Origin of the sequence: uncultured Tateyamaria sp. (assembly GCF_947503045.1) — a bacterium.
Classification (GTDB): domain Bacteria; phylum Pseudomonadota; class Alphaproteobacteria; order Rhodobacterales; family Rhodobacteraceae; genus Tateyamaria.
Genome location: NZ_CANNCF010000001.1, coordinates 597670 through 622965, shown reverse-complemented (window position 1 = coordinate 622965; position 25296 = coordinate 597670). Strand labels below are relative to the sequence as shown.

At 61.3% G+C, this 25296-nt stretch carries 25 protein-coding genes; 7 read left to right on the top strand and 18 right to left on the bottom strand.

What is annotated here, in order from left to right; translation table 11 throughout:
* Nucleotides 1–104 precede the first annotated feature (104 nt).
* Nucleotides 105–1760, top strand: a complete 1656-nt coding sequence (locus tag Q1A89_RS03200; RefSeq protein ID WP_299723695.1) for an ethylbenzene dehydrogenase-related protein — start codon at nt 105–107, stop codon at nt 1758–1760.
* Nucleotides 1761–1799: 39 nt separating this feature from the next.
* Here Q1A89_RS03200 and nusB read toward each other — a convergent pair whose 3' ends face one another.
* From nusB to Q1A89_RS03180, 4 genes are all read right to left on the bottom strand, one after another.
* Nucleotides 1800–2267, bottom strand: a complete 468-nt coding sequence (nusB, locus tag Q1A89_RS03195; RefSeq protein WP_299723692.1) for a transcription antitermination factor NusB — start codon at nt 2265–2267, stop codon at nt 1800–1802.
* Entirely contained in the window at nt 2264–2806 is a 543-nt protein-coding gene (locus Q1A89_RS03190; protein WP_299723689.1) for a 6,7-dimethyl-8-ribityllumazine synthase, read from the bottom strand. The genes nusB and Q1A89_RS03190 overlap by 4 nt, the downstream gene beginning before the upstream one ends.
* Nucleotides 2807–2808: 2 nt before the next feature.
* Nucleotides 2809–3927 (bottom strand): 3,4-dihydroxy-2-butanone-4-phosphate synthase, encoded by a 1119-nt coding sequence (gene ribB, locus Q1A89_RS03185; protein WP_299723686.1) that lies wholly within the window; start codon nt 3925–3927, stop codon nt 2809–2811.
* A gap of 212 nt (nt 3928–4139) precedes the next feature.
* Nucleotides 4140–4727: a riboflavin synthase gene (locus Q1A89_RS03180; RefSeq protein WP_299723683.1), complete on the bottom strand. Its 588-nt coding sequence runs from the start codon at nt 4725–4727 to the stop codon at nt 4140–4142.
* Nucleotides 4728–4885: 158 nt separating this feature from the next.
* Here Q1A89_RS03180 and Q1A89_RS03175 point away from each other — a divergent pair, with 158 nt between their 5' ends.
* From Q1A89_RS03175 to Q1A89_RS03165, 3 genes are all read left to right on the top strand, one after another.
* Complete coding sequence (locus Q1A89_RS03175; RefSeq protein ID WP_299726067.1) at nt 4886–6178, top strand: capsular biosynthesis protein; 1293 nt, start codon at nt 4886–4888, stop codon at nt 6176–6178.
* 149 nt (nt 6179–6327) lie between these two features.
* Nucleotides 6328–7464, top strand: coding sequence for a polysaccharide biosynthesis/export family protein (locus Q1A89_RS03170; RefSeq protein ID WP_299723680.1), 1137 nt, complete (start codon nt 6328–6330; stop codon nt 7462–7464).
* Between the two features lie 16 nt (nt 7465–7480).
* Complete coding sequence (locus tag Q1A89_RS03165; protein ID WP_299723677.1) at nt 7481–9493, top strand: capsular polysaccharide biosynthesis protein; 2013 nt, start codon at nt 7481–7483, stop codon at nt 9491–9493.
* On the opposite strand, the gene ribD is transcribed toward Q1A89_RS03165, so the two are convergent.
* The 12 genes from ribD to Q1A89_RS23485 all read right to left on the bottom strand — a co-directional run bounded on the left by ribD (nt 9490) and on the right by Q1A89_RS23485 (nt 21092).
* Entirely contained in the window at nt 9490–10563 is a 1074-nt protein-coding gene (gene ribD / locus Q1A89_RS03160; protein ID WP_299726064.1) for a bifunctional diaminohydroxyphosphoribosylaminopyrimidine deaminase/5-amino-6-(5-phosphoribosylamino)uracil reductase RibD, read from the bottom strand. The genes Q1A89_RS03165 and ribD overlap by 4 nt on opposite strands.
* A 23-nt stretch (nt 10564–10586) precedes the next feature.
* Nucleotides 10587–11054, bottom strand: coding sequence for a transcriptional regulator NrdR (nrdR, locus tag Q1A89_RS03155; protein WP_299723674.1), 468 nt, complete (start codon nt 11052–11054; stop codon nt 10587–10589).
* A 138-nt stretch (nt 11055–11192) separates the two neighbouring features.
* A complete protein-coding gene (locus Q1A89_RS03150; protein ID WP_299723671.1) occupies nt 11193–11630 on the bottom strand; it encodes a hypothetical protein in 438 nt (145 codons plus the stop codon).
* A 203-nt stretch (nt 11631–11833) separates the two neighbouring features.
* Entirely contained in the window at nt 11834–12238 is a 405-nt protein-coding gene (locus tag Q1A89_RS03145) for a secondary thiamine-phosphate synthase enzyme YjbQ (protein WP_299723668.1), read from the bottom strand.
* A gap of 11 nt (nt 12239–12249) precedes the next feature.
* Complete coding sequence (locus Q1A89_RS03140) at nt 12250–12519, bottom strand: HlyU family transcriptional regulator (RefSeq protein ID WP_299723665.1); 270 nt, start codon at nt 12517–12519, stop codon at nt 12250–12252.
* A 107-nt stretch (nt 12520–12626) separates the two neighbouring features.
* On the bottom strand, nt 12627–14615 hold the full coding sequence (gene rpoD / locus Q1A89_RS03135) for an RNA polymerase sigma factor RpoD (protein WP_299723661.1): 1989 nt from the start codon (nt 14613–14615) through the stop codon (nt 12627–12629).
* A 129-nt stretch (nt 14616–14744) separates the two neighbouring features.
* Nucleotides 14745–16709, bottom strand: a complete 1965-nt coding sequence (gene dnaG / locus Q1A89_RS03130) for a DNA primase (protein ID WP_299723658.1) — start codon at nt 16707–16709, stop codon at nt 14745–14747.
* 37 nt (nt 16710–16746) lie between these two features.
* Nucleotides 16747–17046: a hypothetical protein gene (locus tag Q1A89_RS03125; protein WP_299723655.1), complete on the bottom strand. Its 300-nt coding sequence runs from the start codon at nt 17044–17046 to the stop codon at nt 16747–16749.
* 36 nt (nt 17047–17082) lie between these two features.
* A complete protein-coding gene (locus Q1A89_RS03120) occupies nt 17083–17628 on the bottom strand; it encodes a sarcosine oxidase subunit gamma (protein WP_299723652.1) in 546 nt (181 codons plus the stop codon).
* Nucleotides 17621–20554 carry a sarcosine oxidase subunit alpha family protein gene (locus Q1A89_RS03115; RefSeq protein WP_299723649.1) on the bottom strand — a complete coding sequence of 978 codons (2934 nt, stop codon included), beginning with the start codon at nt 20552–20554 and terminating at the stop codon, nt 17621–17623. The genes Q1A89_RS03120 and Q1A89_RS03115 overlap by 8 nt, the downstream gene beginning before the upstream one ends.
* Complete coding sequence (locus tag Q1A89_RS03110) at nt 20551–20814, bottom strand: sarcosine oxidase subunit delta (protein ID WP_299723646.1); 264 nt, start codon at nt 20812–20814, stop codon at nt 20551–20553. The genes Q1A89_RS03115 and Q1A89_RS03110 overlap by 4 nt, the downstream gene beginning before the upstream one ends.
* 14 nt (nt 20815–20828) lie before the next feature.
* Nucleotides 20829–21092 carry a hypothetical protein gene (locus tag Q1A89_RS23485; protein WP_366524438.1) on the bottom strand — a complete coding sequence of 88 codons (264 nt, stop codon included), beginning with the start codon at nt 21090–21092 and terminating at the stop codon, nt 20829–20831.
* Between the two features lie 65 nt (nt 21093–21157).
* Between Q1A89_RS23485 and Q1A89_RS23480 the strand changes: the two genes are divergently transcribed.
* Complete coding sequence (locus Q1A89_RS23480) at nt 21158–21235, top strand: hypothetical protein (protein WP_366524458.1); 78 nt, start codon at nt 21158–21160, stop codon at nt 21233–21235.
* A 33-nt stretch (nt 21236–21268) separates the two neighbouring features.
* On the opposite strand, the gene Q1A89_RS03100 is transcribed toward Q1A89_RS23480, so the two are convergent.
* Complete coding sequence (locus Q1A89_RS03100; protein ID WP_299723640.1) at nt 21269–22522, bottom strand: sarcosine oxidase subunit beta family protein; 1254 nt, start codon at nt 22520–22522, stop codon at nt 21269–21271.
* Nucleotides 22523–22717: 195 nt separating this feature from the next.
* On the opposite strand from Q1A89_RS03100, the gene Q1A89_RS03095 reads away from it, so the two are divergent.
* Both Q1A89_RS03095 and Q1A89_RS03090 read left to right on the top strand, forming a co-directional pair.
* Entirely contained in the window at nt 22718–23149 is a 432-nt protein-coding gene (locus Q1A89_RS03095; RefSeq protein WP_299723637.1) for a hypothetical protein, read from the top strand.
* Nucleotides 23150–23152: 3 nt separating this feature from the next.
* Complete coding sequence (locus tag Q1A89_RS03090; protein WP_299723635.1) at nt 23153–23611, top strand: hypothetical protein; 459 nt, start codon at nt 23153–23155, stop codon at nt 23609–23611.
* A gap of 115 nt (nt 23612–23726) precedes the next feature.
* Here the strand turns inward: Q1A89_RS03090 and Q1A89_RS03085 are convergent, their stop codons facing one another.
* Nucleotides 23727–25157 carry a Glu/Leu/Phe/Val dehydrogenase gene (locus Q1A89_RS03085; protein ID WP_299723632.1) on the bottom strand — a complete coding sequence of 477 codons (1431 nt, stop codon included), beginning with the start codon at nt 25155–25157 and terminating at the stop codon, nt 23727–23729.
* Between the last annotated feature and the right edge of the window lie 139 nt (nt 25158–25296).

Here is a 25296-nt window from a genome sequence, read left to right as displayed (position 1 = left end):
CCTACGGCCATCGTTGCCCGGAATGTCCTCGCTGTCCTTTGTTTGGCCCCGTCACACCAAAACGTGTGGCGCCACTCGGCCGTATTCACGCGAAAGGACAAGACATGCCTCAACGGATATTTCGAAAAACCGACTTCAGCACCGTGTTCCTGCATTGGGCCTTGGTGGCCACCCTCGCCATCAGTCTGCTGACCGGGCTCAGGATTGCGGCCGATGCGCCGGGCAACACCTGGGCGCGGGCCGTGGACAGCATTTTGCTGCAAGGCAACGTCATCGTCTGGCATGTCTGGTCTGCGATCACGCTGGCCTTTGTGATGATTGCCTATGTCGCTTTCCTGATCCGCGCGCGCCTGCAGCGGCGCATCAAGATTGACGCGCTCGCCGTCGCCTCTCTGGTGGGCACGGACAAAAAGCGGCGTTGGAGGGCGGTCAATCTGGTGATCTACTGGATATCCTTTGCGCTGCTGGCGGCCTCAACCGTGACGGGCCTGCTGCTCTATGCGCTGCCCAACCTCTTTTCTTATGTCAATGTGCTGCAAATCCACCTGATCCTGGCCTGGTCGGTGCTGGCCTATGTGGTTCTGCATGTGATCGCACAGCTCGCCTATGGCGGCCTTGTCCACCTGTTCAAGATCATTAACCCCCGGCTGGTCTATGGCAGTGCCGCGCTGTCAGCGGTGGCCGTGGCCAGCCTTGCCGCCGTCAGCATCACCGTGATTGACGGCGTCACCTATCCCACGCTGGAGGTGCGCAAGATCGACACCGCCCCCAAGATCGACGGGCTGGCCGATGATGCCGCTTGGGAAGACGCGCCTAGAGTCGAGATCGCCACCGCGCGCGGCATCAACGCGCCCGATGGCAACACGGTCACCGCCCGAATGGTCCATGATGGCGAAACGCTTTACGCCCTGTTCCAGTGGAACGACCCCACGCGCAGCCAGAAACACCTGCCCCTGCAAAAGACCGACAAGGGCTGGAAAGTGCTGCAATTCGAATTCGACGTGCAGGACGAGGACACCTATTACGAGGACAAGTTCGGCGTGATGTTCGCCGCCTCCTCCGAACTCGCCGGAGCGGGCACATCGCATCTGGGCGGCCAGCCGATTGAGGGCAAACCGGCCCCCTCGGGCGGGCGCGGCCTGCACTACACCACGGATGGGTCGATCGTGGATGTCTGGCACTGGAAATCCGTGCGCACCGGATCGTTCAACCAGATCGATGACAACTATTTTGGCCCACCTATGGAGGTTGATCCCAAAAAGAGCCGCTATACAGGAGGGTACACGCAAGACCCCAAGACCGGTGGCGGCTATGCGATGAATTGGGAGAAATTCTCGACCGACATCATCACGCCGACCCATCTGCCAAAGGACCCGGCCCTGATCGAAAAGTATCAGAATATCCCGATGGCGCCGAAAACCACCGACACGGTGGCATTTGCCATGCAGGCCGACGACATGCAGCCCTATGATCCAGCGCTCGACACCTATCCTGTGGGCACCATCATGCCTTCGGTCATCGTGAATGGCCCGCATGAGGGCGACCGGGGCGAAGTCTTTGCCGATGCAGTGTGGAATGATGGCGTCTGGACGCTTGAGGCCCAGCGCAAGATGGACACCACCTCGAAATACGACTTTACCCTGCAGCCCGATGTGCCGGTCTACATGTGGGTGGCTGTTTTTGATCATACGCAAACGCGGCACAGCCAGCACCTGCGCCCGGTCGAGTTGCGGATGGAAGCCACGCCCGCTGACGAATGAGGGTATCGCGCTCCGGGTCTGTTCCCGGGGCGCGATGTCTCAGAACGCTTCGGGCCGGGCCTCGCGGGCCATGTGATCCAGCACCGCATTCACGAAACTGGGCTCTTTCCCATCCGGGAAAAAGGCGCGGGCCACGTCCACATATTCGGTGATCACGACTTTGGGCGGGGTCGAGCTATCGCGCAGCTCGGCACCCGCAGCCCGGAACAAGGCCCGGATGGTCGGGTCAATCCGTGCAATGGGCCACTTGGCCACCAACCCGCGATCGGTCATCTGGTCGATGGGGGCCTGATAGTTGACGGCATCCTCCATCACGCGGGTGAAATGATCCGGGTCGCCCTCGGTCATCTCGTCGCCCTCGTATGAGGCGCCAAAGCGATGCTCCATGAACTCGACCCTGATCTGGTCAACTGTCTGCTCTGATTGCTCCATCTGGAACAGGGCCTGCACAGCATAAAGCCGCGCGGCCGAGCGCATCTTGCGTTTCTGGTTGCCCGAAAGGGTCATGCGATATCGGATCCTGTCTTGCCGGCCAGCTGGTATTCAGAGGCGGGTTTGAACCCCACGCCCTTGCTCTGGCGGCCCCACTTACGGCTGAGCGCGATCAGGTGCAAGGCCGCAGCCGCTGCCCCGCCACCCTTGTTCTGCCCCTTGGGGTCGGCGCGTACTTCGGCCTGGGCCACGTTTTCGACCGTGAGGATGCCATTCCCGATGCAAAGACCCTGCAGGCCTAGCAACTGGATCGCGCGGGAACTGTCATTGCACACCGTCTCGTAATGGGTTGTCTCACCCCGGATCACGCATCCAAGGGCGACGTAGCCATCGAAATTCGACATCCGTTCCGAGATACCGATCGCCGTCGGAATCTCCAGTGCGCCGGGCATTTCGATCAGATCCCAGGTGGCCCCGGCGGCCTCGATCTCGGCCTTGGCACCTGCGACCATATTTTCCGCAATCGCCTTGTAATAGGGCGAGACGACAATCAGCACCTTCACGGGGCGATCAAAGCTGGGGCGGTCCAGCACGTGATGTTCGATAGAAGCCATAACTACTCTCCCAGAATTGGACGGGTGCCGACGATTTCCAAACCGTAGGCGTCGATGCCCATATAGGTGGTGCGCGGGCTGTCCGTCAGCAGGATCAGGCGGGTGAGGCCCATATTGCTGAGCATCTGCGCCCCCAGCCCTGTGTTCTTGACGATGCGCGGGCCTGCTTCTTCCTCGTCAAACAGCGCCTTGCGGGGCTGGCGGAACAGGCAGATGACCCCGCGCCCCTCTTTGGCAATGATCTCCATTGCGCGGGGCAGATCCCCCACCGGCTTGTCGCTGAGACCCAGAATATCGGTCACTTCGGCCAGCGCGTGGGTGCGCACCAGCACCGGCTCATCCGTGCCCAGATCGCCCTTGGAGAGCGTCACGTGCTCAATACCATGGGTCTGGTCGGTAAAGATGCGCATGTGCCAGTCACCGCCGTGCTGCGATCTCACCATGCGGCTGTCGGTCTCGACCACCAGATTGTCATGGCGTCGGCGATAGGCGATGAGGTCGCTGATCGTTCCAATCTTGAGGTTATGTTTGGCGGCATAGTCCACAAGGTCGGGCAGACGGGCCATGGACCCATCCTCGTTCATGATCTCGCAAATGACGCTCGACGGGTAGTGCCCCGCCAAGCGCGCCACGTCACAGCCCGCCTCGGTATGGCCTGCCCGCACCAGCACACCACCTTCTCGGGCGCGCAGCGGAAAGACGTGCCCGGGGGTCGCAAGCTCAGCCGGGCCAGCCTGCGGGTTCACAAGGGTCGAAATGGTCAGCGCACGGTCGGCGGCGGAAATCCCGGTGGTCACCCCCTCGCGGGCCTCGACCGACACGGTAAACGCGGTCTCGTGACGGGATGAATTGTGCATGGCCATCATCGGCAGACCCAACTCGTCCACCCGCGTGGACGGCAGGGTCACACAGATCAGCCCACGGCCATGGGCAGCCATGAAATTCACCGCCTCGGGGGTTGCGAAGTTGGCGGGGATCACCAGATCACCCTCGTTTTCGCGATCCTCGTGATCGACCAGAATGAACATCTGACCAGCACGCGCGGCCTCGATGATCTCTTCGATGGGCGAGATCGCGGCAGCAAGGTCGGTTTCGACCGGACCGGGGGTTTCAAAGCTCATGGATCACCTTTGGCAGCCTATGCTGCGCGACATAAAGGAAGCCTGAAGACTTTGCCAGTGCAGCGGGAGCACATCATCCGCGCGCCCCTGCTTCTCTGGTTCAAAAAATCCTCCCCGAAGGGTCGGCCTGCAAAACATCCCAACCGCAAGTGATGCGAGCACGCCCGCCACATCTTACAAAATGGCGTCAGGCCGCAGGCCTGCCCTTTGGGTCACCCGGCCTCGGCCAGCCGCGCGACATAGCGGGCCAGCGTGTCGATCTCGAGGTTGACCATATCGCCGACGCTCACATCACCCCACGTGGTCACATCCTTGGTATGGGGGATAAAGTTGATACCAAAAACCGATCCCTGCACCTCGTTCACAGTCAGTGACGTGCCGTTCAAAGCCACCGAACCCTTGGGTGCGATAAAACGTGCCAGATCGTCGGGCGCGCGCAATTGCACGCGGGTGCTGTCCCCCTCGTCCTCGACCGACACAACCTCGGCCACGCCATCCACATGGCCCGACACGATGTGCCCCCCCAATTCATCCCCGACCTTCAGCGCCCGTTCGAGGTTCACGCGTTTACCGACGCTCCAGCTTGACAGGTTGGTCTTTGATACCGTCTCGGCGCTGATCTGCACGTCATACCAGTCCGGGCCCAGATCAATGACCGTCAGACACACGCCGTCCGAGGCAATGGACGCGCCCATATCGATGCCGCTCGTGTCATAGCCGGTGGCAATGCGCGCGCGCAAATCACCCTCTTGCTTGAGATCAACGAGGGTGCCGATATCGGTGATGATGCCTGTGAACATGGAAAAGACGCCTCTTTTTGACCGGTGATGCTGAGGTAGCGGCGCAATGGGCGCGAAGCAAGTGGGTCACGCATTGCGCCAAACATGGCAATGGGCCATAAAATCGCCCCAGTCCGGTGTTCATCTGAAGGAAAGACATGCCGCGTACCAGAGGCCAGATGACACTGCACGCCCCTCAATCCCGGGTATTCCTGTTCCTGCAAGGACCACATGGGCCGTTCTTTCACCGGCTGGGGGCGATGTTGCGCCGGGCTGGCGCCACGGTGTGGCGCGTTGGCTTCAACGCGGGTGATCGGGCCTTCTGGTTCCATCCGCGCAGCTACATTCCCTTCCGTGGCGCCGCTGCGGATTGGGGCGACACCTTTCGAAAACTGGTTGATGAAAAGGGTGTGACCGACATCGTGCTTTACGGCGACGTCCGGCCCATCCACGCCGAGGCGGTGGCACAGGCCAAACAGCGCGGCATCACCGTTCACGTGTTCGAAGAAGGGTATATGCGCCCCTATTGGGTCACCTATGAACGGGGCGGCACCAACGGCCATTCCCGCCTGATGGAGATGAGCGTCACGCAGATGCAGGAGGCGCTGGCGCTTTCTGATATGGAGGCGCCTCTGCCCCCCGGCCATTGGGGCGACATGCGCCAGCATGTGTTTTACGGCGCGCTTTATCATTGGTTCGTGATGTTTCGGAACGGTGACTATCGCAATTTCCGGCCACACCGCTCGCTCAGCGTGGCGCAGGAATTCCGCCTTTATATCCAACGCTTGCTCTTGATGCCGGTGCATACGCTTGACCGGGTTCAGGCGACGCTGCGCATCCGCTATGGCGGCTTTCCCTATCATCTGGCTCTGTTGCAACTGGAACATGACAGCAGCTTTCAGGAACATTCGCCCTTCACCTCGATGACCGAATTCCTTGATGTGGTGATCCGCGGTTTTGCCGCAGGCGCGCCGGGGCACCACCACCTGGTGATCAAGGCGCATCCGCTTGAAGACGGGCGAGCGCCGATCCGGCGCCACATCCGCGCATTGATGGCGGAACTCGACCTGAAAGGACGGGTGCATTACGTACGCGGCGGCAAGCTTGCACAACTTCTCAACGATGCGCGCAGCGCGGTCACCGTGAATTCGACGGCCGCTCAACAGGTGCTCTGGCGCGGAATTCCGCTCAAGGTGTTTGGCCGGGCGGTATTCGCAAAGCCCGAATTTGTCAGCGACCAGCCGATGGCCGAGTTTTTTGCCGGAGCCAGCCGCCCGGACAACAAGGCCTATAAGGACTACCGCCGCTACCTGCTTGAAACCAGCCAGTTGCCCGGCGGATTCTACTCGTCCCGCGGGCGTCGGCAGCTGTTGCGGCAGGTCGTGGACATGATGCTGTCCGGCGAAGATCCGTATGACGCGCTTGCCTCTGGCACCGCGGCCCCAAGGCAACAGTTGCGTCTCGTGACCTGAGACACACTACCCCTATGGCTAGATTTTATCGCCCGACTCCGGTAACTTGACGACAAATCAGCGACGGAAAACCGCCGCGAACCAAAAAAGATGACGTGGGCCAACTCGCGTTTTGAGGCAGAACAAGAACAGGTCGAGGAGACCGAGCAGTGATTTTCCAGTCTTTCCGCTGGGCGCGTGCCGTCGCGCTTGTGAGCATCGTGGGCATCCTTTCCTCGTGCGGCTTGCCGCAAGTCGGCCCGAACAAACGCGAAATCTATTCCGGCTCCGTCCAGAAAGAGGGCGATGCCTTTATCGTTTCGGTCAATGACCGCGTCACGCGCGCCACTGCCGTCACCCCGGCGCTCGGGTTCAGCGACTCGTTCATCAATGCAGGCGTGATCGGGTCCGACACGATCCGTCCCGGCGACATTCTGGGTCTGACGATCTGGGAAAACGTCGATGACGGGCTGCTGGCCGGTCAAGGCCAGAACGCCACCGCATTGGAAGAGGTGCAGGTCGACGGCGCCGGTTTCATCTTTGTGCCTTACGCGGGACGCATCCGCGCCTCCGGCAACTCGCCGGAGGCGATCCGGCGCATTATCACCACCAAGCTCGAAGAGCAGACCCCAGACCCACAGGTGCAGGTGCGCCGCGTGGCCGGTGACGGCTCGACCGTGTCACTGATCGGCTCGGTTGGCGCGCAGGGCGTCTACGCCATCGAACGCCCCACCCGGACCCTGTCGACCATGCTGGCCCGCGCGGGTGGAGTGACGATCACTCCAGAAATCGCCCAGATTACCGTGATCCGGGGCGACATGCGTAGCCGTATCTGGTTCCAGGACCTCTATGATCACCCCGAACTCGACATCGCCCTGCGCGGTGGCGACCGCATCCTGGTCGAGGAGGACACCCGCGCCTTCACCGCTCTTGGTGCAACGGGTGGACAGGCCCGCGTGCCGTTCCAATCCCAAAACCTCAGCGCGCTCGAGGCCATTGCCCAAGTGGGTGGATTGCAATCGGCCACCGCCGATCCCACTGGCATCTTCGTGTTCCGCAACGAACCTGCGGAAGTCGCCAATATCGTGCTGGGCCGCGACGATCTGGTCGGCGCACAGCGCTTTGCCTATGTACTTGACCTCACCCGGCCCAATGGCATGTTCCAGGCCCGCGATTTTGTCATCCGCGACGCTGACACAATCTATGTAACCGAGGCGCCTTACACCCAGTTCACCAAGATCATCTCGGCCCTCACCGGCCCTGCGGCCTCGGTCAATGCACTGGCAAACATTGCCGGCAACAACTGACGCCCAAGGCGCGTTTGTGGATCAAATACCTCCTCCCGCCGCCGGACCTGAAAAGGCCCGGCGGCTTTACGTTTACAATGGCGGTTTCCTGACCCAGACCCGCACACGGCGCATTCTGGAGCTTGCGGGATACCGTGTGTCGCTGGGCCTGCCCGGCCCGGATGATCTGATTGGCATCTGGGGCAACTCACCCACGGCCCATCGGGGCCTCAGGGTCGCGGCCAGGCGCGACACACCCGTGGTGCGGATCGAGGATGCGTTTCTGCGCTCGCTGTTTCCGGGCCGCGCGGGTGGCCCGCCCCTTGGCCTGTTGATCGACCACAAGGGCGCGCATTTCGACCCTAACCAACCCTCTGATCTCGAAGAGATATTGGCCACTCATCCGCTGGATGACACGGCCCTTCTGAACCGCGCGCGCGGCGCCATCGAGCGGATGCGCGAGGCCCACCTGAGCAAGTACACCGCCTTTGAGACTGACGCCCCCGTCCCCGATCCGGGCTATGTGCTGGTGGTCGATCAGACCCGCGGCGATGCCTCGGTCACCGCGTCGGGCGCGGATCGCAATCGCTTTCTCGAAATGCTGTTTGTCGCGCAAGAAGAGCACCCTGCCGCCCCGATCTATATCAAGACGCACCCCGAAACGGCGCAGGGCTTTCGGCAGGGGTATTTCACTGAAGCCGACACCAATGACCGCGTTCATCTGCTCAGCGATCCGGTCAGCCCATGGGCGCTGATGGAAGGCGCGATTGCGGTCTACACTGTGTCCTCGGGGCTGGGGTTTGAGGCGATGCTTGCCGGGCACAAGCCGCGTGTCTTTGGCCAGCCGTTTTACGCCGGATGGGGGCTGAGCACAGATGAATTCCCGGTCCAGCGAAGACAGCGCAGCCTGACCCGCGCGCAGCTTTTTTCCGGGGCGATGATGCTTTATCCGAAATGGTATGACCCGTTTCGCGATCGCCTGTGCCCGCTCGAGACGGCGATCGAGGCGCTGGCGGCCGACACCCGCGCCTGGCGCGCGGACCATCGTGGCTGGGTCGCAAGCGGGATGCGGTTGTGGAAACGCAGGCCGATGCAAAAAGTGTTTGGCCGCCACAAGGCCATGGTGTTCGAGGACGATCCAGCCCGTGCCCGCGCCAAGGATCGCCCGTGGATGGTCTGGGCGGGCAAGGCGGATGTGGGCCATGACGGTGCAGTGCGGGTCGAGGACGGGTTTCTGCGTTCGCGTGGGCTGGGCGCCGAACTGGTGCCGCCCTTGTCGCTGGTGACGGATGATCTGGGCATCTATTACGACCCGTCCCACCCCAGCCGCCTTGAGGCATTGATCCAGACACGCCGCAACTTGCGCCCCGATCAGGCACGGCGGGCCGAGGCGCTGGTGAAGGTTCTGACGCGGGACCAGATCAGCAAATACAACCTCGGCGGCACCCTGCCCGATCTGCCCGCAGGCCCGAGTGTGCTGGTCGTTGGACAGGTGGAGGACGACGCCTCGATCATCACCGGCACCAGCGAGATCACGACAAACCGCGCCCTGCTGGAGGCTGCGCGTACCGCCCACCCGGATGCCACGCTGATCTACAAACCACACCCGGATGTCGAGGCAGGCCTGCGCTCAGGCGCATTTGACGCCAAAGATCTGGCGGATGTCGTGGCAGAGAACAGTGACATCACAGCACTGCTGGGATGCATCGAGACGATGTGGACCATGACCTCGCTCGCCGGGTTCGAGGCCCTGTTGCGCGGGGTCAAGGTGGTGACAACCGGCGCGCCGTTCTATGCGGGCTGGGGGCTGACCACCGACCATGGCGACATTCCCCCGCGCCGCCGCGAGGACGTGGATTTGTTGGGCCTCGTCCATGCGAGCCTGATCGATTACCCACGCTATTTCGATCCTGTGACTGGCCTACCCTGCCCGGTCGAAGTGGTGGTGGAACGACTTGTGCAAAGCAGCGTGCCACATCCTGGGTGGGGCAATCGGGTGCTGTCGAAACTGCAAGGGTTACTCGCCAGCCGCGCGCATTTGTGGCGCTAGATCGCCCGACTCCATTCATGACAGATGTCGGGACCGATCCGCCGGACACGTTCCAGATCGAAACGGGCCGCGTCGGCCAGCTTGCCCAGACCAAGCGCGCCAATATTTGGCAACCCCTCGGCCCCTATGGCAACTCCGGCGGTAAAGCCGACAAGCCGGTCCACAAGATCAGTTTCGATCAGCGCGGCGGCGAGCGCGCTGCCGCCTTCACAGAACACCCGTGTGAGCCCATGTGCGCCCAGTTGCTGCAGCACATCCCGAGGGTCCAGCTGGCTGCCCAGTGCCGCGCAAGGCAACAGCTCGGCGCCGATATCGCGCCATGTGTCCTGCAACATCGGGTCCGCATCGCGCCCGTGACACAGCAGCACCGGCACCTCGCGCGCTGTGCGGGCGAGCGTCCCCATCAGCGGCAAATCAAGACGGCGCGAGACCACGACGCGGGCGGGTTGGTGCGCGATGCCCAGCCCACGCACGGTGAGCGACGGATCATCCTGCCGCGCAGTGCCGCCGCCCACCATCACCGCGTCATGGCGCGCGCGCATGGCGTGGACCGCGCGGCGCGCATCCGGCCCGGTGATCCACTGGCTTTCACCTGTGCCCGAGGCGATGCGCCCGTCAAAACTGCTGGCGAGCTTGAGGGTGACCATTGGACGGCCTTGTTCGACGTTCAGCAGAAACCCCGACAGGTCGGCTTGGGCCTCGTCCGAACAAATGCCCGTCAAAACCTCGATGCCCGCCGCCTCAAGCATTGAGATGCCCGCGCCATCCACGCGCGGATCGCTGTCACGCAAGGCGATGACAACACGGGCCACTCTTGCGGCGATCAGAGCCTCGGCGCAGGGGGGCGTCTGCCCGTGATGGGCGCAAGGCTCAAGCGTGACATAGGCCGTGGCGCCGCCCGCTTCGGCCCCGGCTTGCGCCAAGGCCTGCGTTTCGGCATGGGGTCGCCCGCCCGGCTGGGTCCAGCCGCGTCCGACGATGCGGCCTGCATTCACGATGACGCAGCCCACCGCCGGATTGGGCGCGGCATTGCCCTGTCCACGTCGACCCAGGGAAAGGGCCAGACGCATGAACCGGGTGTCGCCCGCCCTGCTCACTCTTCGTCAGGGGTGCCGGGTCGCAGCTCTTGCACGAATTTGTCGAAATCGTCCGCCGCCTGAAAGTTCTTGTAAACGCTGGCAAAACGAACATAGGCAACAGTATCGATACGATGCAGCGCCTCCATCACGATCTCGCCTATGGTCTTGGACGGGATATCGGTTTCGCCCATGGATTCAAGGCGGCGCACGATGCCGGAAATCATCTGATCGATGCGCTCCGGATCAATCGGGCGTTTCTGCATCGAGATCCGGATCGAGCGTTCGAGCTTGTCGCGGTCAAAGTCTTCGCGCTTGCCGTTGGTCTTGATCACCACCAGATCGCGCAGTTGCACCCGTTCATAGGTGGTAAAGCGGCCTCCGCAGGCCGGGCAAAAACGACGTCGTCGGATCGACACGTGATCCTCGGCAGGCCGACTGTCTTTTACCTGAGTGTCAATATTGCCGCAAAACGGACAGCGCATTGCCCATCCCCCTCTCAAAATCCCGCCTGTGGTAGGGGTTTGCCCCTATTACACGAAACTATAGGGGGTTGCCTAGGTTTTGGGTAGTCCCGAAATGACACCGCTAGATAAGCGGTGTCAGACCGTTACATGTGCGATTCACCAGTGGATGCGTTGATTTGCGCTGGTCCGGATGGAAAAACTGCGTACATCCCGACAAATTGAATTCGCAGATGCCACGCTGTGCTTGCTTCCAGCCTGATCCGTTCCGAAAGAGTATGACTGGACCGGATTGCTTACCGGAGCAATTGTGAAAACCACGCCTTGGCGCCCGGCAATAGTTTGCGCCTGCCCACGCGGCACTTCAATGTAGAGGTCCGCGCCACGCTGTCCGAGCACCTTGCGGGCATAAATTGCAGCCGCACACCACATTTGAGGGCCGCCAGCACCCTGCTCTTCAATCACCTCGAACGAATTGGCGTCGATGCCAATCACCGGTAACTCGAAGTGGCTTTGCGCAGCCAGCATGTCCGCAAAAGCCAATGTCGGCGAGGCCGCAACGAACGCCAAGGCCAGTTTGATTTTTTGTTTCATCATTACCAGTCTCCTTTCACTATAACATAGGGCCCGTGATGCCATTGGCATAATCACAACTGTGCCACGGGCACTTTCACTCTTTGGCGTTGATAATATTGCGAAAGAACGACGTTTGGCTCTCGCCAAAAAATATTCACGCACGGCTTTGCACTCTTGCGTGCGTGTGACTCGCCGGACTTGACCGGGTTTGCCAAGCCGCAAAATCAGGAAAGATGCCCGATCACGTTTCGTGCTTTGGCGGCATCACGGTGTTCAAACAGATAAATCCCCTGCCAGGTCCCAAGCGCCAACCGCCCGTTCGTGACCGGAATTTGCAGGCTGACAGGCAAGAGCGCCGCTTTGATATGGGCGGGCATGTCGTCGGGCCCCTCATAAGTGTGGGTCAGATATGCCATCGACGGGTCCGTTGTGGGGGGCACGAGACGCTTGAAAAACGCCGCGAGGTCCACCTGCACTTCGGGATCAGCGTTTTCCTGAATGAGGAGCGAGCAAGACGTGTGCTGCACAAACAAGGTCAAGAGGCCCGTGCCCTGCGCCCATGTCGCAACGTCTCGGGTGAATTCGTAAAGACCTTGGCCGTGGGTGGAGAGAGTAAAAGTGGTTTGCATCTGCCGTTCAATCAGCGGAACAGCCCGTCACCCTGTTCGTCGATGACCTGCTTGGCCTTGGCAATTGTGGCGGCCATCGCGTCATCTTTCGAGGCAATGGTGTCAGCGCGGATCAGGGAGTGGATACGCACCGCGCCGTCCACGTCTTTTTCGATCCGGGCAGAGAGACGATAACCATCGGATTCCTTTTGGAGCGTGGGGACGATGCGGCACTCTTTGTAGGTTTCACCGGCTTCTTCCGCTGGCGCGCCACCGCCGAACAGCTTTTTGAAGAATGACATGTCAGTCTCCTTGTTGTGTTTGCCGGCGTGGATGTCGTCCGGTGGCCGAACTTGGACAGCACGGCAATGGCGACTGTCCAAGGAGTTTTCAGTAGCCCCGATTTATATCACTGATCGAGGAACGACCGCAGCTTGCGCGACCGGCTTGGGTGCTTGAGCTTGCGCAGGGCTTTCGCTTCGATCTGACGGATACGCTCGCGGGTCACGCTGAACTGCTGTCCGACCTCTTCGAGGGTGTGGTCGGTGTTCATCCCGATGCCGAAACGCATACGCAGCACGCGTTCTTCGCGCGGGGTAAGGGACGCCAGAACGCGGGTTGTGGTTTCCTTCAGGTTCTCCTGAATGGCGGAATCCAGAGGCAGCACTGCGTTCTTGTCTTCGATAAAGTCGCCAAGCTGGCTGTCTTCCTCGTCCCCGATTGGGGTCTCGAGCGAAATCGGCTCCTTGGCGATCTTCATCACCTTGCGGACCTTTTCCAGCGGCATCTGTAGCTTTTCGGCCAGTTCCTCTGGCGTCGGTTCGCGGCCGATTTCGTGCAGCATCTGGCGGCCTGTCCGGACCAGCTTGTTGATCGTTTCGATCATGTGCACCGGAATTCGAATGGTGCGCGCCTGATCCGCGATGGAGCGGGTGATCGCCTGACGGATCCACCATGTGGCATAGGTCGAGAATTTATAACCACGCCGGTATTCGAATTTATCGACCGCCTTCATCAGGCCAATGTTGCCCTCCTGAATAAGATCAAGGAATTGCAGGCCACGGTTGGTGTATTTCTTGGCGATGGAGATGACGAGGCGCAGGTTGGCTTCGACCATTTCCTTTTTCGCCTGACGGGCCTCTTTTTCGCCCTTCTGAACCTGCTGCACGATGCGGCGGAATTCAGAGATGTCGAGGCCGACATACTGACCGACTTGCGCCATGTCGCTGCGCAGCTCTTCGACCTTGTTGGCCGAGCGTTCGATGAACATCTGCCAGCCGCGACCGGACTTTTCGCCCATTTCCTCAAGCCAGCCGGGATCAAGCTCGCGCCCACGGTAGGCGTCGACAAATTCCTTGCGGTTGATGCGGGCCTGATCGGCGAGTTTCACGATGGCGCTGTCGATCTGCATTATGCGGCGGTTGATGCCGTATAGCTGGTCGATCAGTGCTTCGATCCGGTTGTTGTGCAGGTGCAATTCGTTGACCAGCAACACAATTTCGGCGCGCAGCTTCTGGTAGGTCGCTTCATTCTCGTTGGAGAAGGACGCATCCTCGTTCAGGGTGGCCGAAATCCGGCTGTCCTGCATTTCGGACAGCATGGCGTAGTCATTGGCGATGATGTCGAGCGCTTCAAGCACTTGCGGCTTGAGGGCGGCCTCCATCGCAGCAAGGCTCATGTTGGCCTGTTCGTCCTCGTCGTCGTCATCGTCGTCCTTGGCAATCGGGTTGCCGTCGGCGTCCACTTCGGGGCTGTCTTCGGTCTTGGCCTCGGGCGCTCCGGCGGCCTGTACGACGGGTTCGGAAGTTTCCTCGCCCTCTTCGCCCATCTGGTTGCCAAATGTCGCCTCAAGGTCGATCACATCGCGCAGCAGGATCTCTTCGCTCAGAAGTTCGTCGCGCCAGATCGTGATCGCCTGAAAGGTCAGCGGGCTTTCGCAAAGCCCTGCAATCATGGTGTTGCGGCCAGCCTCGATGCGCTTGGCGATGGCGATCTCGCCCTCGCGGCTCAGCAATTCGACGCTGCCCATTTCGCGCAGGTACATGCGCACCGGATCGTCCGTCCGGTCGAGTTTTTCCTGACCCGTGGCGCCCAGCGTCAGATCGCGGGTGCCTTCGGTTGTGGTCACATCGGTCGAGCCTTTTTGCTCTTCCTCTTCGGCCTCTTCATCCTCGATGATGTTGATGCCCATTTCCGAGAGCATCGACATCACGTCTTCGATCTGTTCGGAACTGACCTGATCGGGTGGCAGCACCGTGTTCAGCTGGTCATAGGTGATGTAGCCCTTTTCACGGGCTTCGCCGATCATCTTCTTGACGGCAGCCTGACTCATGTCCAGCGAGTGACCGCTGTCCTGATCGTCTGTCTTGGCGTCTTCGTTCGTGTCTTTTGCGGCCATGCTGGGCTCCTTTATCGGGGCTCCTAAGGCGATTCGTTCCCCCGAATCGCTAAAAGAATCATTTCGTGCTCTGGGTGATTCGGCCACCCTCTTACATGCATTTTCCTAATGATTCGCGGCCAAAACGCATCACCGCCGCGGCTTGGAAAAGCTTATCTGGTCCATCAGCGAGGCAAAGGCATCCCGTTCGCTTTTGCTGATTCGGGCGCCGTTGGCACCGGTGTCATATTCGGCGTTGTCCTCTTTTCCCGTGCGGGTAGCATTGTTGGCAGCGGCTGCAGCTTGTCCCAGCCTCCAGGTCACCCCTTCGTCTGCGACCCCTTCGAGGTCCTGCATCGCGTCCGCGATCTCGGCGTCCAGTCCCTTGGCCGCGCTGAGTTTTGCGAGCTCTTCGGCCACGGTCATGCGGGCCATATCGCTGTCGCCTGGTGTGCGGATACAAGGTATCAATGCCACATGGCGCGAGGACAGCAGGTTATCAAGGGTTTCAGGCCCAAGTGCGCTGAAAATCTTTTCGCGCAACACCTCTTTGCCCGCATGGGCGTGGTGCAGAATCACGTTGCGCAGCACCGCGTGATCAGGGTCGGTACAGGCCAGTGATTCAAGCCCGCTTTCAAATTCCTCGGCCACATCAGGAGTGCAGATCAGCGCCGCAAGGATCACCGCCTCGCGCAGGTGCACCCCCACCTGATCGCCCCCCGCCACGAGGGCAGAGGATTTGGTGCTGGGCATCGGGGTGGGCGGAGCTTGCCATCCGCGCCTGCCCTTGCCGCCTTGCCAGCCTCCCGAAGGTTGGGCTGCCGGGCGCTTGGTGCGAAACAGCTCCCAGCGCAGGTCCTTGATTTCCTGGCCATAGTGCTGCCGGATCGACGGGTCCTGGATCAGCTTGATCTTTTCGCGCAGCGCCTTGTCGAGCGCGGCCTTGCGTTCGGGGCTGTCAAACACTCTGCCTTCGGTTTCGCGCTGCCAGAGCAGGCGCACCATCGGGGTCGCCTCGTCCAGAAGCTTTTGCAGCGCAGCAGCCCCTTGGGCTTTCAGCAGATCGTCGGGGTCCTGCCCTTCGGGCATCAGCGCAAAGCGCAGGGATTTTCCCGCCTCAAGCGCGGGCAGGGCCAGATCGATCAGGCGCATCGCAGCGCGCAGGCCCGCCGTATCACCATCAAGCGCAATGATCGGTTCATCCGCGATCCGCCACAGCATGGCCAGTTGGTGCTCGGTGATGGCCGTGCCCAAGGGGGCGACCGAAGCGCCAAAGCCATGTTCGGCCAGCGCAATCACGTCCATATACCCCTCGGCGACGATCAGCGGTTGCCCCTTGCCGACGGCGGTGCGGGCAGGTCCGTGATTGTAAAGGCTGCGGCCCTTGTCGAACAGTTCGGTCTCGGGCGAGTTCAGGTATTTGGCGTTGTCATTGGGATCCATCGCACGCCCGCCAAAGGCGGTGCAGCGCCCGCGCGCATCACGGATCGGAAACATGATGCGCCCGCGAAACGTGTCATAGGGTTTGCCACCCTTCTGGCTGGGCTTGGCCAACCCCGCACCAAGGATCAGGTCGTCCTCGACACCCTTGGCCTTCAGCGCATCCCACAAGCCCTGCCAGGCATCGGGGGCAAAGCCGATTTCCCAACGATCTTGCGCGGCTGCATCCAGCCCACGCCGTTCGAGATAGTCGCGCGCCTCGGACGCGGCACCGGTTTTCAGTTGCAGGCGGAAATGTTGCACCGCCTGTTCCATGACTTCGGCGAGCAACGTGCGACGGTCGGACTTTTCCTGCGCGCGCGGGTCGCGTTCGGGCATCGGCATGCCCGCCTCTCCGGCGAGGATTTCGACCGCCTCCATAAAACCCACATTCTCGGTTTCGCGGACAAATGAAATCGCATCACCCTTGGCGTGGCAGCCAAAACAATAGTAATAACCCTTGCGATCATCGACGTGAAAGCTGGCGGTTTTTTCATGGTGAAACGGGCACGGCGCCCAAAGATCGCCCTTGCCCTGATTGGATTTGCGCGCGTCCCACATGACCTTGCGCCCGACCACCTGCCCGAGGCTCAGGCGCGTGCGCAATTCGTCGAGAAATCCAGGGGGCAGGCTCATGTCGTTAATATTGGGGCGGCGGGCCCCAGAGTCGACCCTATTGCTGCAGGCAAAGCTCGCTCCAGGCCGCACTCAGGTCTTCGTTGCGGATGACTTTGCGCTTTTGCTCGTAGACCCAGGGCGTGATCAACGGAATGGCATTGTTGTATTTTTCAGGCCATTCCGGGCCGTTGGCCAGAATATGCTCCTGCACGTTGCGTTCGGACACGCGATCTAGACGGGCCTGCTGGATCGCTGCGACCACGTCTGCCTGAAATCCGCAGGTTTCTTCCTTGTCCTGCGCGAAGGCGGGCGTGGCAAAGGCAGCGGTGGCGAGGATCAGGGCAAAACGGGTCATGGCAGGCTCCGGAAACAAGAATCACTGCCAGAGGTTTTAGCCGCGCGCTGCGACGCTTTCCATGGCCCTTTCCAGATCGTGAAGAAGGGTGCCCGCCATGGATCGGAATACGAGGATCAGGAATGTGTCCGTCCCAATGCGAGTGAGTGAGCCATTCATGTGCTGGATTTGCGTGCGCGCCGTGTGGCCTCGTTTGAATGTGGCCAGTGACACATCAACCGGTGCGAGGCGCGCCAGAACGTCCTCGGTCCGCGCGCCCGACAGGGTCACGGCCACCCACGTGTCGCTCTGGTCGGTGAGTGCCGCATGTACGCCCAAGGTCGCGTCAGGCGCAGGCCCGGCCAGCAGGATCATCTCGCGCCCGAACCAGATCGCGCGCGCACCGTCTTTGCCGGTGGCGCGCAGGGGCGCGGGCCAACTTGTGTCATGCGCTTTTTTCAGCGCCTCGCCCGCCGCCTTGGCTGCCCCTTTGTAGGGCGCCACGGACGTCAGCGCACCAAGATCGACCTCGGCCAGCGTGACCGTGCCGATGGTCTTTTCACCCATACCATCCAACGGCGTCTTTGCGATCAACTCAGCCACGTGCGCGCCCTCCTTCGGGATCAAGGAACACCGGATTGCACAACTCCACCCGTGACTGGATGCCGCGTAGGTGATCCACCATGTTCAGCACTTCACCATGACGGCTGAGGCCATTCTGCACAAAGCCGAGGCCAAGGTAGTGCCCGAAACTCGGCGAGAACGCGACCGAAGTGACATAGCCTTGATCGTTGGCCCGCACCGGCTCGGCCCCGTCGGAATAGATATGTGCGCCCGCGGTCAACTGCTTGACCGGGCCGACAGGTTTCATGCCGACCAGTTGTTCGCGCCCTTCAGCAAGGAAGCCGGGACGGTGGGCCATGGTCTTGCCGACAAAATCCTTTTTCTGGGACAGCATGCGACCCATGCCGATATCCTGCGCGGTGACACGACCATGGATTTCCGAATGGGTGATGAACCCCTTTTCGATACGCAGCACATTCAGCGCTTCCATCCCGTAAGCCCCGCCGCCCAGCGCCTCGGCCCGCGCAACCAAAAGGCGGAATAGTGCGTCGCCATAGCGCGACGGCACGGCCAGTTCATAGGCATGTTCGCCCGAGAACGAGATGCGGAAGAGCCGCCCGCTCACCCCCTGCAACGCAACCGGGCCACAGGCCATGAAGGGCCAGGCATCGTTGTCGATGGGCTGATCGAGCAGCCCGTTCAGCAATTCGCGCGCCTTCGGGCCTGCCACGGCAAATTGCGCCCATTGCTCGGTGGCCGAAACGATCCGCACGTCCCAGTCAGGATGCAGGGCTTGTGTCACGAACTCCAGATGGCGCATCACCTGTCCGGCCGCCGCAGTGGTCGTCGTCATCACGTAATGATTGAGGCCCAACCGCGCGGTGGTGCCGTCATCCATGACATACCCGTCCTCGCGCAGCATCAGACCGTAACGCACACGGTTCTCTTTCAGGGTCGAGAACATGTTGGTGTAGACAAAGTCGAGCAGCTTGGCCGCATCCGGCCCCTGAATGTCGATCTTGCCCAGCGTCGAGACATCGCAGACCCCAACCGCCTCGCGCACATAGCCGACCTCGCGGTCACAGGATTGCCGCCAGGTCGTTTCACCCGGCGCGGGGAAGTAAGAGGGGCGATACCACAGCCCCGCCGCGATCATCGGTGCACCCGCGGCCACGCTGGCGGCATGGCTGGTGGTCTTGCGCTCGGGCGCAAAGCCTGTGCCTTGCGCGCCTGCGCCCAATGCCGCCAGCGCCACAGGGCTGTAGGGCGGGCGGAAGGTCGTCGTTCCGGTCTCGGGAATGCCCCGCCCCGTCGCGTCAGCCAGCAAAGCCAGCGCCGTGACGTTCGAGTTCTTACCCTGATCGGTCGCCATGCCCTGGGTGGTATAGCGCTTCATATGCTCAACCGAGGTGAAGTTTTCGACCGCCGCCTGTTTCACGTCCTTAACGCTGACATCGTTCTGGAAATCGAGCCACGCGCGCCCTTTGCCCGGCACGGCCCAGAGCGGTTCAATCGCATAAGAGGTGTCATCCGCCATCGGCATCTCTACATCCGCGGCTTTCATATTCAGCGCTTCAAGGCTCGCCTTAGCCGCCGCAGCCCCTTGGGTAAGGCAGGCCGCCGTCGAAAATGCGCCGTTGCAAGCCCCGGCGACTTCCATTCCCGGAATGGAGCCCGGTGTGGGGACGAAACTTGCGATGTCCGCATTCCATGTTGGTCGCCCGTTCATGTGACAGGTCATGTGGACGGTCGGGTTCCAGCCGCCCGAGACGGCCAGACAATCGGTCATGATGCTTTCACTGCCCGACCCAGTTTGCACGGTAATCGCCTCAAGCCGTTTGCGCCCGGAGCTGCCTAACACCATGGCGCCTGCCATCACGCGATAATCGCCCAGCGCGCGGGCATCCGCACGGCTGTCGATCACGGCGGCCACATGCACACCGGCCTCGATCATGTCCACTGCTGTGCGGTGGGCATCATCATTGTTGGCAAACACAGTCACCGCCTTGCCCGGCGCCACGCCCCAGCGATTGAGATAGGCACGCACAGCCCCTGCCCCCATGATGCCGGGGCGGTCGTTGTTCTGAAAGGCGATATGACGTTCGATCGCGCCTGCGGCCAGTACGGAGCGCTGCGCCACGATGCGCCAGAACGTCTCCTTCACCCCGCCCTTGGGCATATCGGCCACGTGATGACCCACCCGTTCCAGCGCACCGTATGTTCCACCGTCATAGGCACCGGTCACTGTAGTGCGAGGCATCAGACGGACATTGTCCATGCCTTCCAGCGTCTTGATTGTCTCTGCCGCCCACTTGGCCCCCGCCATGCCACCGACACTGAGCGTTTCGGCATTCAGTCGCCCGCCCATCAAGCTGTCCTCATCCGCGAGGATCACCTGCGCGCCGGATTGTGCGGCAACAAGCGCGGCCATCAGGCCCGCGGGTCCGGCCCCGATTATCAGCAGATCGCAGAACGCATAGGCTTTTTCGTAAGGGACCGTGTCTTTTTCGGAACCAAGCGCACCCAGACCCGCCGCGCGACGGATTGCAGGTTCGTACACCTTTTCCCAAAAGGCGCGCGGCCACATGAAAGTCTTGTAGTAAAAACCCGCCCCCAGAAACGGGGCAGCAAGATCATTGATGCTTAGCAGATCGAAGCTCAGCGAGGGCCAGGCATTCTGCGGGCGCGCCTCAAGACCCTCGTAGAGCTCCTGCACCGTTGCGCGCACATTGGGGTCCGTCGCGGGACCGGTCCCGACGGTCACCAGCGCATTAGGCTCTTCCGACCCTGCCGTCAGGATGCCGCGCGGGCGGTGGTATTTGAAAGAGCGGCCCACCATGCGCACGTCATTGGCAAGCATGGCCGAGGCCAGCGTGTCCCCGGCAAAGCCGCGATAGGTGTTGCCATCAAAGCGGAAGGACAGCGGCGTGCTGCGGTCGATCAGTCCTTTGCCCGGAATCCTCATCGCCTGGCCTCCGTGACCAGCTCGGTCGAGTGGACCGTATGGGTCACCGTGTTGCGCAGCACTTTCAGCCATGCCCCGCAGCCTGCATCATGGCTCCACAACTCTTCCAGATCGCCGGGCTGGTTTTCCCGCAAGTAAAGGTAGTCGTCCCACGCTGCCTCTCCGGCATCGGGCGCGGGACGGGACAGCATCACCGCCGCTCCCTGATAGTAGAACTCGCGGTGATCGCGTTCACCGCAGATCGGACATGAAATGCGCACGGACCGATCCTCCCTTAGCAACGATTGATGGCGCTGGTGAACAGCGGTCGACCGCGCGCGGACAAGAAACGGATGTTGAGCTTGAAGCCCGAATTGAACAGAGCGCGGGCGTCCCTGTCGGAACAAATCTCTTTTGCGATGACGGTTGTCATTATCCGCCCGAACAGGTCCCGGTCCGTATTGGCAAGCGCTACGATGCGTTCGTCGAGCAGTTCGAGGCTCATGGTGATCGCCGTGTCGTCACGCGACACTGATCTGACGCGGAAATCGCCGTCCATGTCCTTGCCGATATCCTGCTTGACCTTTGCCTCGAACAATCGGGCGGCCAGATCGATTTCTGCTGGTGAGAACGACCGGGGCTGCGGTTCACATGCCGCCACCAGCACCAGCGCAGACATCATCGCCAGGGCGCGCAGATTGAAACGTGTTTTCATGATCATGAACGTGCCTTGTGTCAGTGCAGATTGTGTTGCGAGCCGGTGGATTCTTCATCCATGATCCCGGTGCCGGTGCGAAACCGGTCCAGCCGGTGGTGAACAGTGGTCGGGTGCGGATTGCCGGTGGCCAGCAGGTGCGCAAAAGTATGACCCGACGCAGGCGTCGCCTTGAACCCGCCATAGCACCAGCCGCAATTGACAAAGAGCCCGTCGATATCCGTGCGGTCCATGATGAAAGACCCATCGGGCGACATGTCCATGATCCCGCCCCAACTGCGCAGCATGCGCGCCTTGCCGATCTGCGGCATCAGGGTCATTGCAGCCTCGGTCACATGTTCAACCAGCGGCAGGTTGCCGCGCGCCGCATAGCTTGAATACATGTCCAGATCGCCGCCAAAGACGAGACCGCCCTTGTCCGATTGACTAATATAGAAGTGGCCCATGCCATAGGTGACCACATGATCAAGGCAGGGTTTCAAACCTTCGGTCACAAAGGCCTGCAAGACGTGGCTCTCGATGGGCAGGCGCATTCCGGCCATTGCGGCCACCTGGCTTGAGCGGCCTGCGGCGACCATGCCGACCTTTTTGGCGCGGATGGGGCCACGGGATGTCTGCACGCCTTTGACCACGCCGTTTTCGACGTCGATGCCGGTGACTTCGCATTGCTGGATCAGGTCCACCCCGCGATCCGAGGCCGCGCGGGCAAAGCCCCAGGCCACCGCATCGTGGCGCGCGGTGCCGCCCCGGCGGTGATAGAGGCCACCAAAGATGGGAAAGCGGGTCTGATCGAAATCGATCATCGGCAGCAGCCTGCGCACACCCGCAGGATCGAGCATCTCGGCATCATCGCCCTGCCCGACCATCATGTTGCCGCGTCGCACAAAGGCATCACGCTGCCCGTCCGAATGGACCAGATTGATAATCCCGCGTTGCGAGTGCATGACGTTGTAGTTCAGGTCCTCTTCCAGACCTTCCCACAGTTTCAGCGAATGGGAATAGAATTCAGAGTTGCCCGGCAACATGTAGTTGGCGCGCACGATCGTCGTGTTGCGCCCGACATTGCCGCCCCCCAGATACCCCTTTTCCAGTACGGCCACATTGGTCAGCCCATGCACCTTCGCCAGATAGTGGGCCGTGGCGAGGCCATGGCCACCGCCCCCGATCAGGACGATGTCATATTCGGCCTTGGGCTCGGGGCTGCGCCAGTGCGGGCCCCATCCCTTGTTTCCTGTCAGCCCTTCGGCAAGGACCTTCAGTCCTGAAAAGCGCATCAAGCCCTCCGCTGATATGTACCATCACACCTTCAACATCCGCGCCAGACTAGCAAGGGGACATGGATCGCACCCGCGCGCTTTTCGACATGGGCGGGTCTGGCTGCGACTGATTGCAGAGTTCACGTGGATTTCACTGTTTTGACATGGCATTTCAGGGTTCATTGGGGACACGCTCGTTTTGGGGGACGTTGGATGATACTTAAGATATTGCGCGCGGCGACGCTGGCCGCATGCGTTGCAACCATGGGGATGGCACAGCAAAAAGGGTTTGACTCCCCCTCGATCGTGATCCTTGGCGACAGTCAGATCCCCTTTGGCTCCGGGCCGGTGTTTCTCGAGTTCTTCGAAAACATCAAGTCCCACTGCCCTCCGACCGCCGAACAGGCCAGCAACCTCGAAGTGCTGGCGGACATGAAGGTGGCGGTGATTGGCGTGCGCTCGACCTCGCTGCATTCCTGGACCGCGACGATGGGCAAGGCCAAGGGCGCGATCTGCGATGTCGATCCGAAATGGAAGGTCAACGCCGGTACCTACGGCTTCATCAACAGCAGCGGCAACAAGTACAAACAGATCGGACAGGGGGACGCCTACCAGTTCTGCGAGATGGACAAATCCGCCTTTTAGGTGATGTTCCGCCCCGACTACTACGCCCCAAAGCTGATCTTTCTATCCTTTCTGGGCAATTCGGCCAAACGCTGGGCCACGGATTTTGACAGTGCCCTGAGCGATGTTGCAAAGATGAACGCGCAGCTGCCTGCAGGCACGCCCTGCATCTTCATGACAACCGCCCCGAGCTATTCAAAAAAGATCACCGATCTGCGGATCAAGGCGCAGGCCAACCTGAAACGCGCCTTTGATGAGACCGGCAGTCAATGCAGCTTTATCGAAGGGGCAACGCCCGAAACCGTGGCCGCAAATCAGGGCAACACCCACTATTTCCGCGTCAACAGCAAGGGCAAGGTCAAGGACCCCTACCATCCCAACACGAAGGCGGCCGAGAATTTTTTCATGATCGCGATGGATGATATCTGCAACGCGGTCTACGACCAGATCAGCGCGGCGATGCCTGACCCGGTCACCGAATAGGCCGGGCGCATTTTCGAACACGGGCTGGGCGGATGAAATCGCCGCGACCGGAGGTCGCGGCATAAATCACGTGGCGCGGCAGCGCCTCAATTCTTGTCAAACCACGCGGGCTGCGTCAGAGCCCCTTGGCCCGGTAGCTGTCAGCGACCTTGCCGATGGCGACCAGATAGGCAGCCGTGCGCAGATCGTCCACGTCGTCACGCTCGTGCCAGACCGAGGCCATCGACTGGTAGGCCGTGCGCATCGTGTCATCCAGACCCGAGCGGACCAGCTCCAGCTCCCCTGCACCGCGCAGGTACTTGGTCTTGAAATCCGGGCTCAGTTCCCAGCCGATGCCGCTGTCCGAACTCAGACGCTCCAGCTCATCGATGATCAACTGGTGGCGCGACTCTTCCTGACGGCGCTGCATCCGGCCGAAGCGGATGTGGCTGAGGTTTTTGACCCATTCGAAATAGGAGACCGTCACACCTCCCGCGTTGGCATACATGTCCGGGATGATCACCGTGCCCTTGCCACGCAGCACCGCGTCGGCGCCAGCGGTCACCGGGCCATTGGCGGCCTCGATGATCAGCGGCGCGGTGACCCGTTCGGCATTGCCAAGGTTGATCACACCCTCAAGAGCCGCCGGGATCAGGATGTCGCAATCCAGTTCCAGAACCTTCGCGCCGTCTTCGACATGGGCGCCATCTGGATAGCTTGCGACCCCACCATGGCCCGCAATCCAGTTGCGAATGGCCTCGACATCCAGACCATTCGGATCCGTCAAGGCCCCGTCCCGTTCGATGATGCCGACGATCTTGCAGCCATCTTCCTCGCTCAGGAACTTGGCGGCGTGATAGCCCACATTGCCGAGACCCTGCACCACAACCCGCTTGCCGTCGAGTTTGCCGGACATCCCGGCTTTTTTGACGCCCTCCGTGTCTCGGAAGAATTCCTGCAGCGCATATTGCACACCGCGCCCCGTTGCCTCGGTCCGGCCCTGAATGCCGCCCGCGTTCGTCGGCTTGCCGGTCACACATGCGGTGCCGTTGATGTCGGTGGTGTTCATGCGCTTGTACTGATCGGCGATCCAGCTCATCTCGCGCTCGCCCGTGCCCATGTCGGGGGCGGGCACGTTCTGGGACGGGTTGATCAGGTCGCGCTTGATCAGCTCATAGGCAAAGCGGCGGGTGATCAGTTCCAGTTCGTGTTCGTCATAGTCGCGCGGGTCGATGCACAACCCGCCCTTGGAGCCGCCAAAGGGGGCTTCGACCAGCGCGCATTTGTAGGTCATCAGCGCGGCCAGCGCCTCGACCTCGTCCTGATTGACCCCCATCGCATAGCGGATGCCGCCCTTGACCGGTTCCATATGTTCGGAGTGAACGGACCGGTAACCGGTAAAGGTCTGGATCTGCCCGCGCAACCGCACCCCGAAGCGCACCGTATAGGTGGCGTTGCACACGCGTATCTTTTCCTCGAGCCCGGGCGACAGGTCCATCAGCGCCACGGCGCGGTTGAACATGATGTCGACACTTTCGCGAAAACTCGGTTCGTTCGGGGTATTCATTATCGGGCTCCTTGTTCCGGCGCGTCCGATGTGGCGACACCGGCACAGAGCCAGCCTAAGATGGTTTCGCACCAAACTGCCAACTTTTTGTGCGCAATGTGAAAAGTTTCCAGCCTACAACCCTGGCGAGCACACGGGT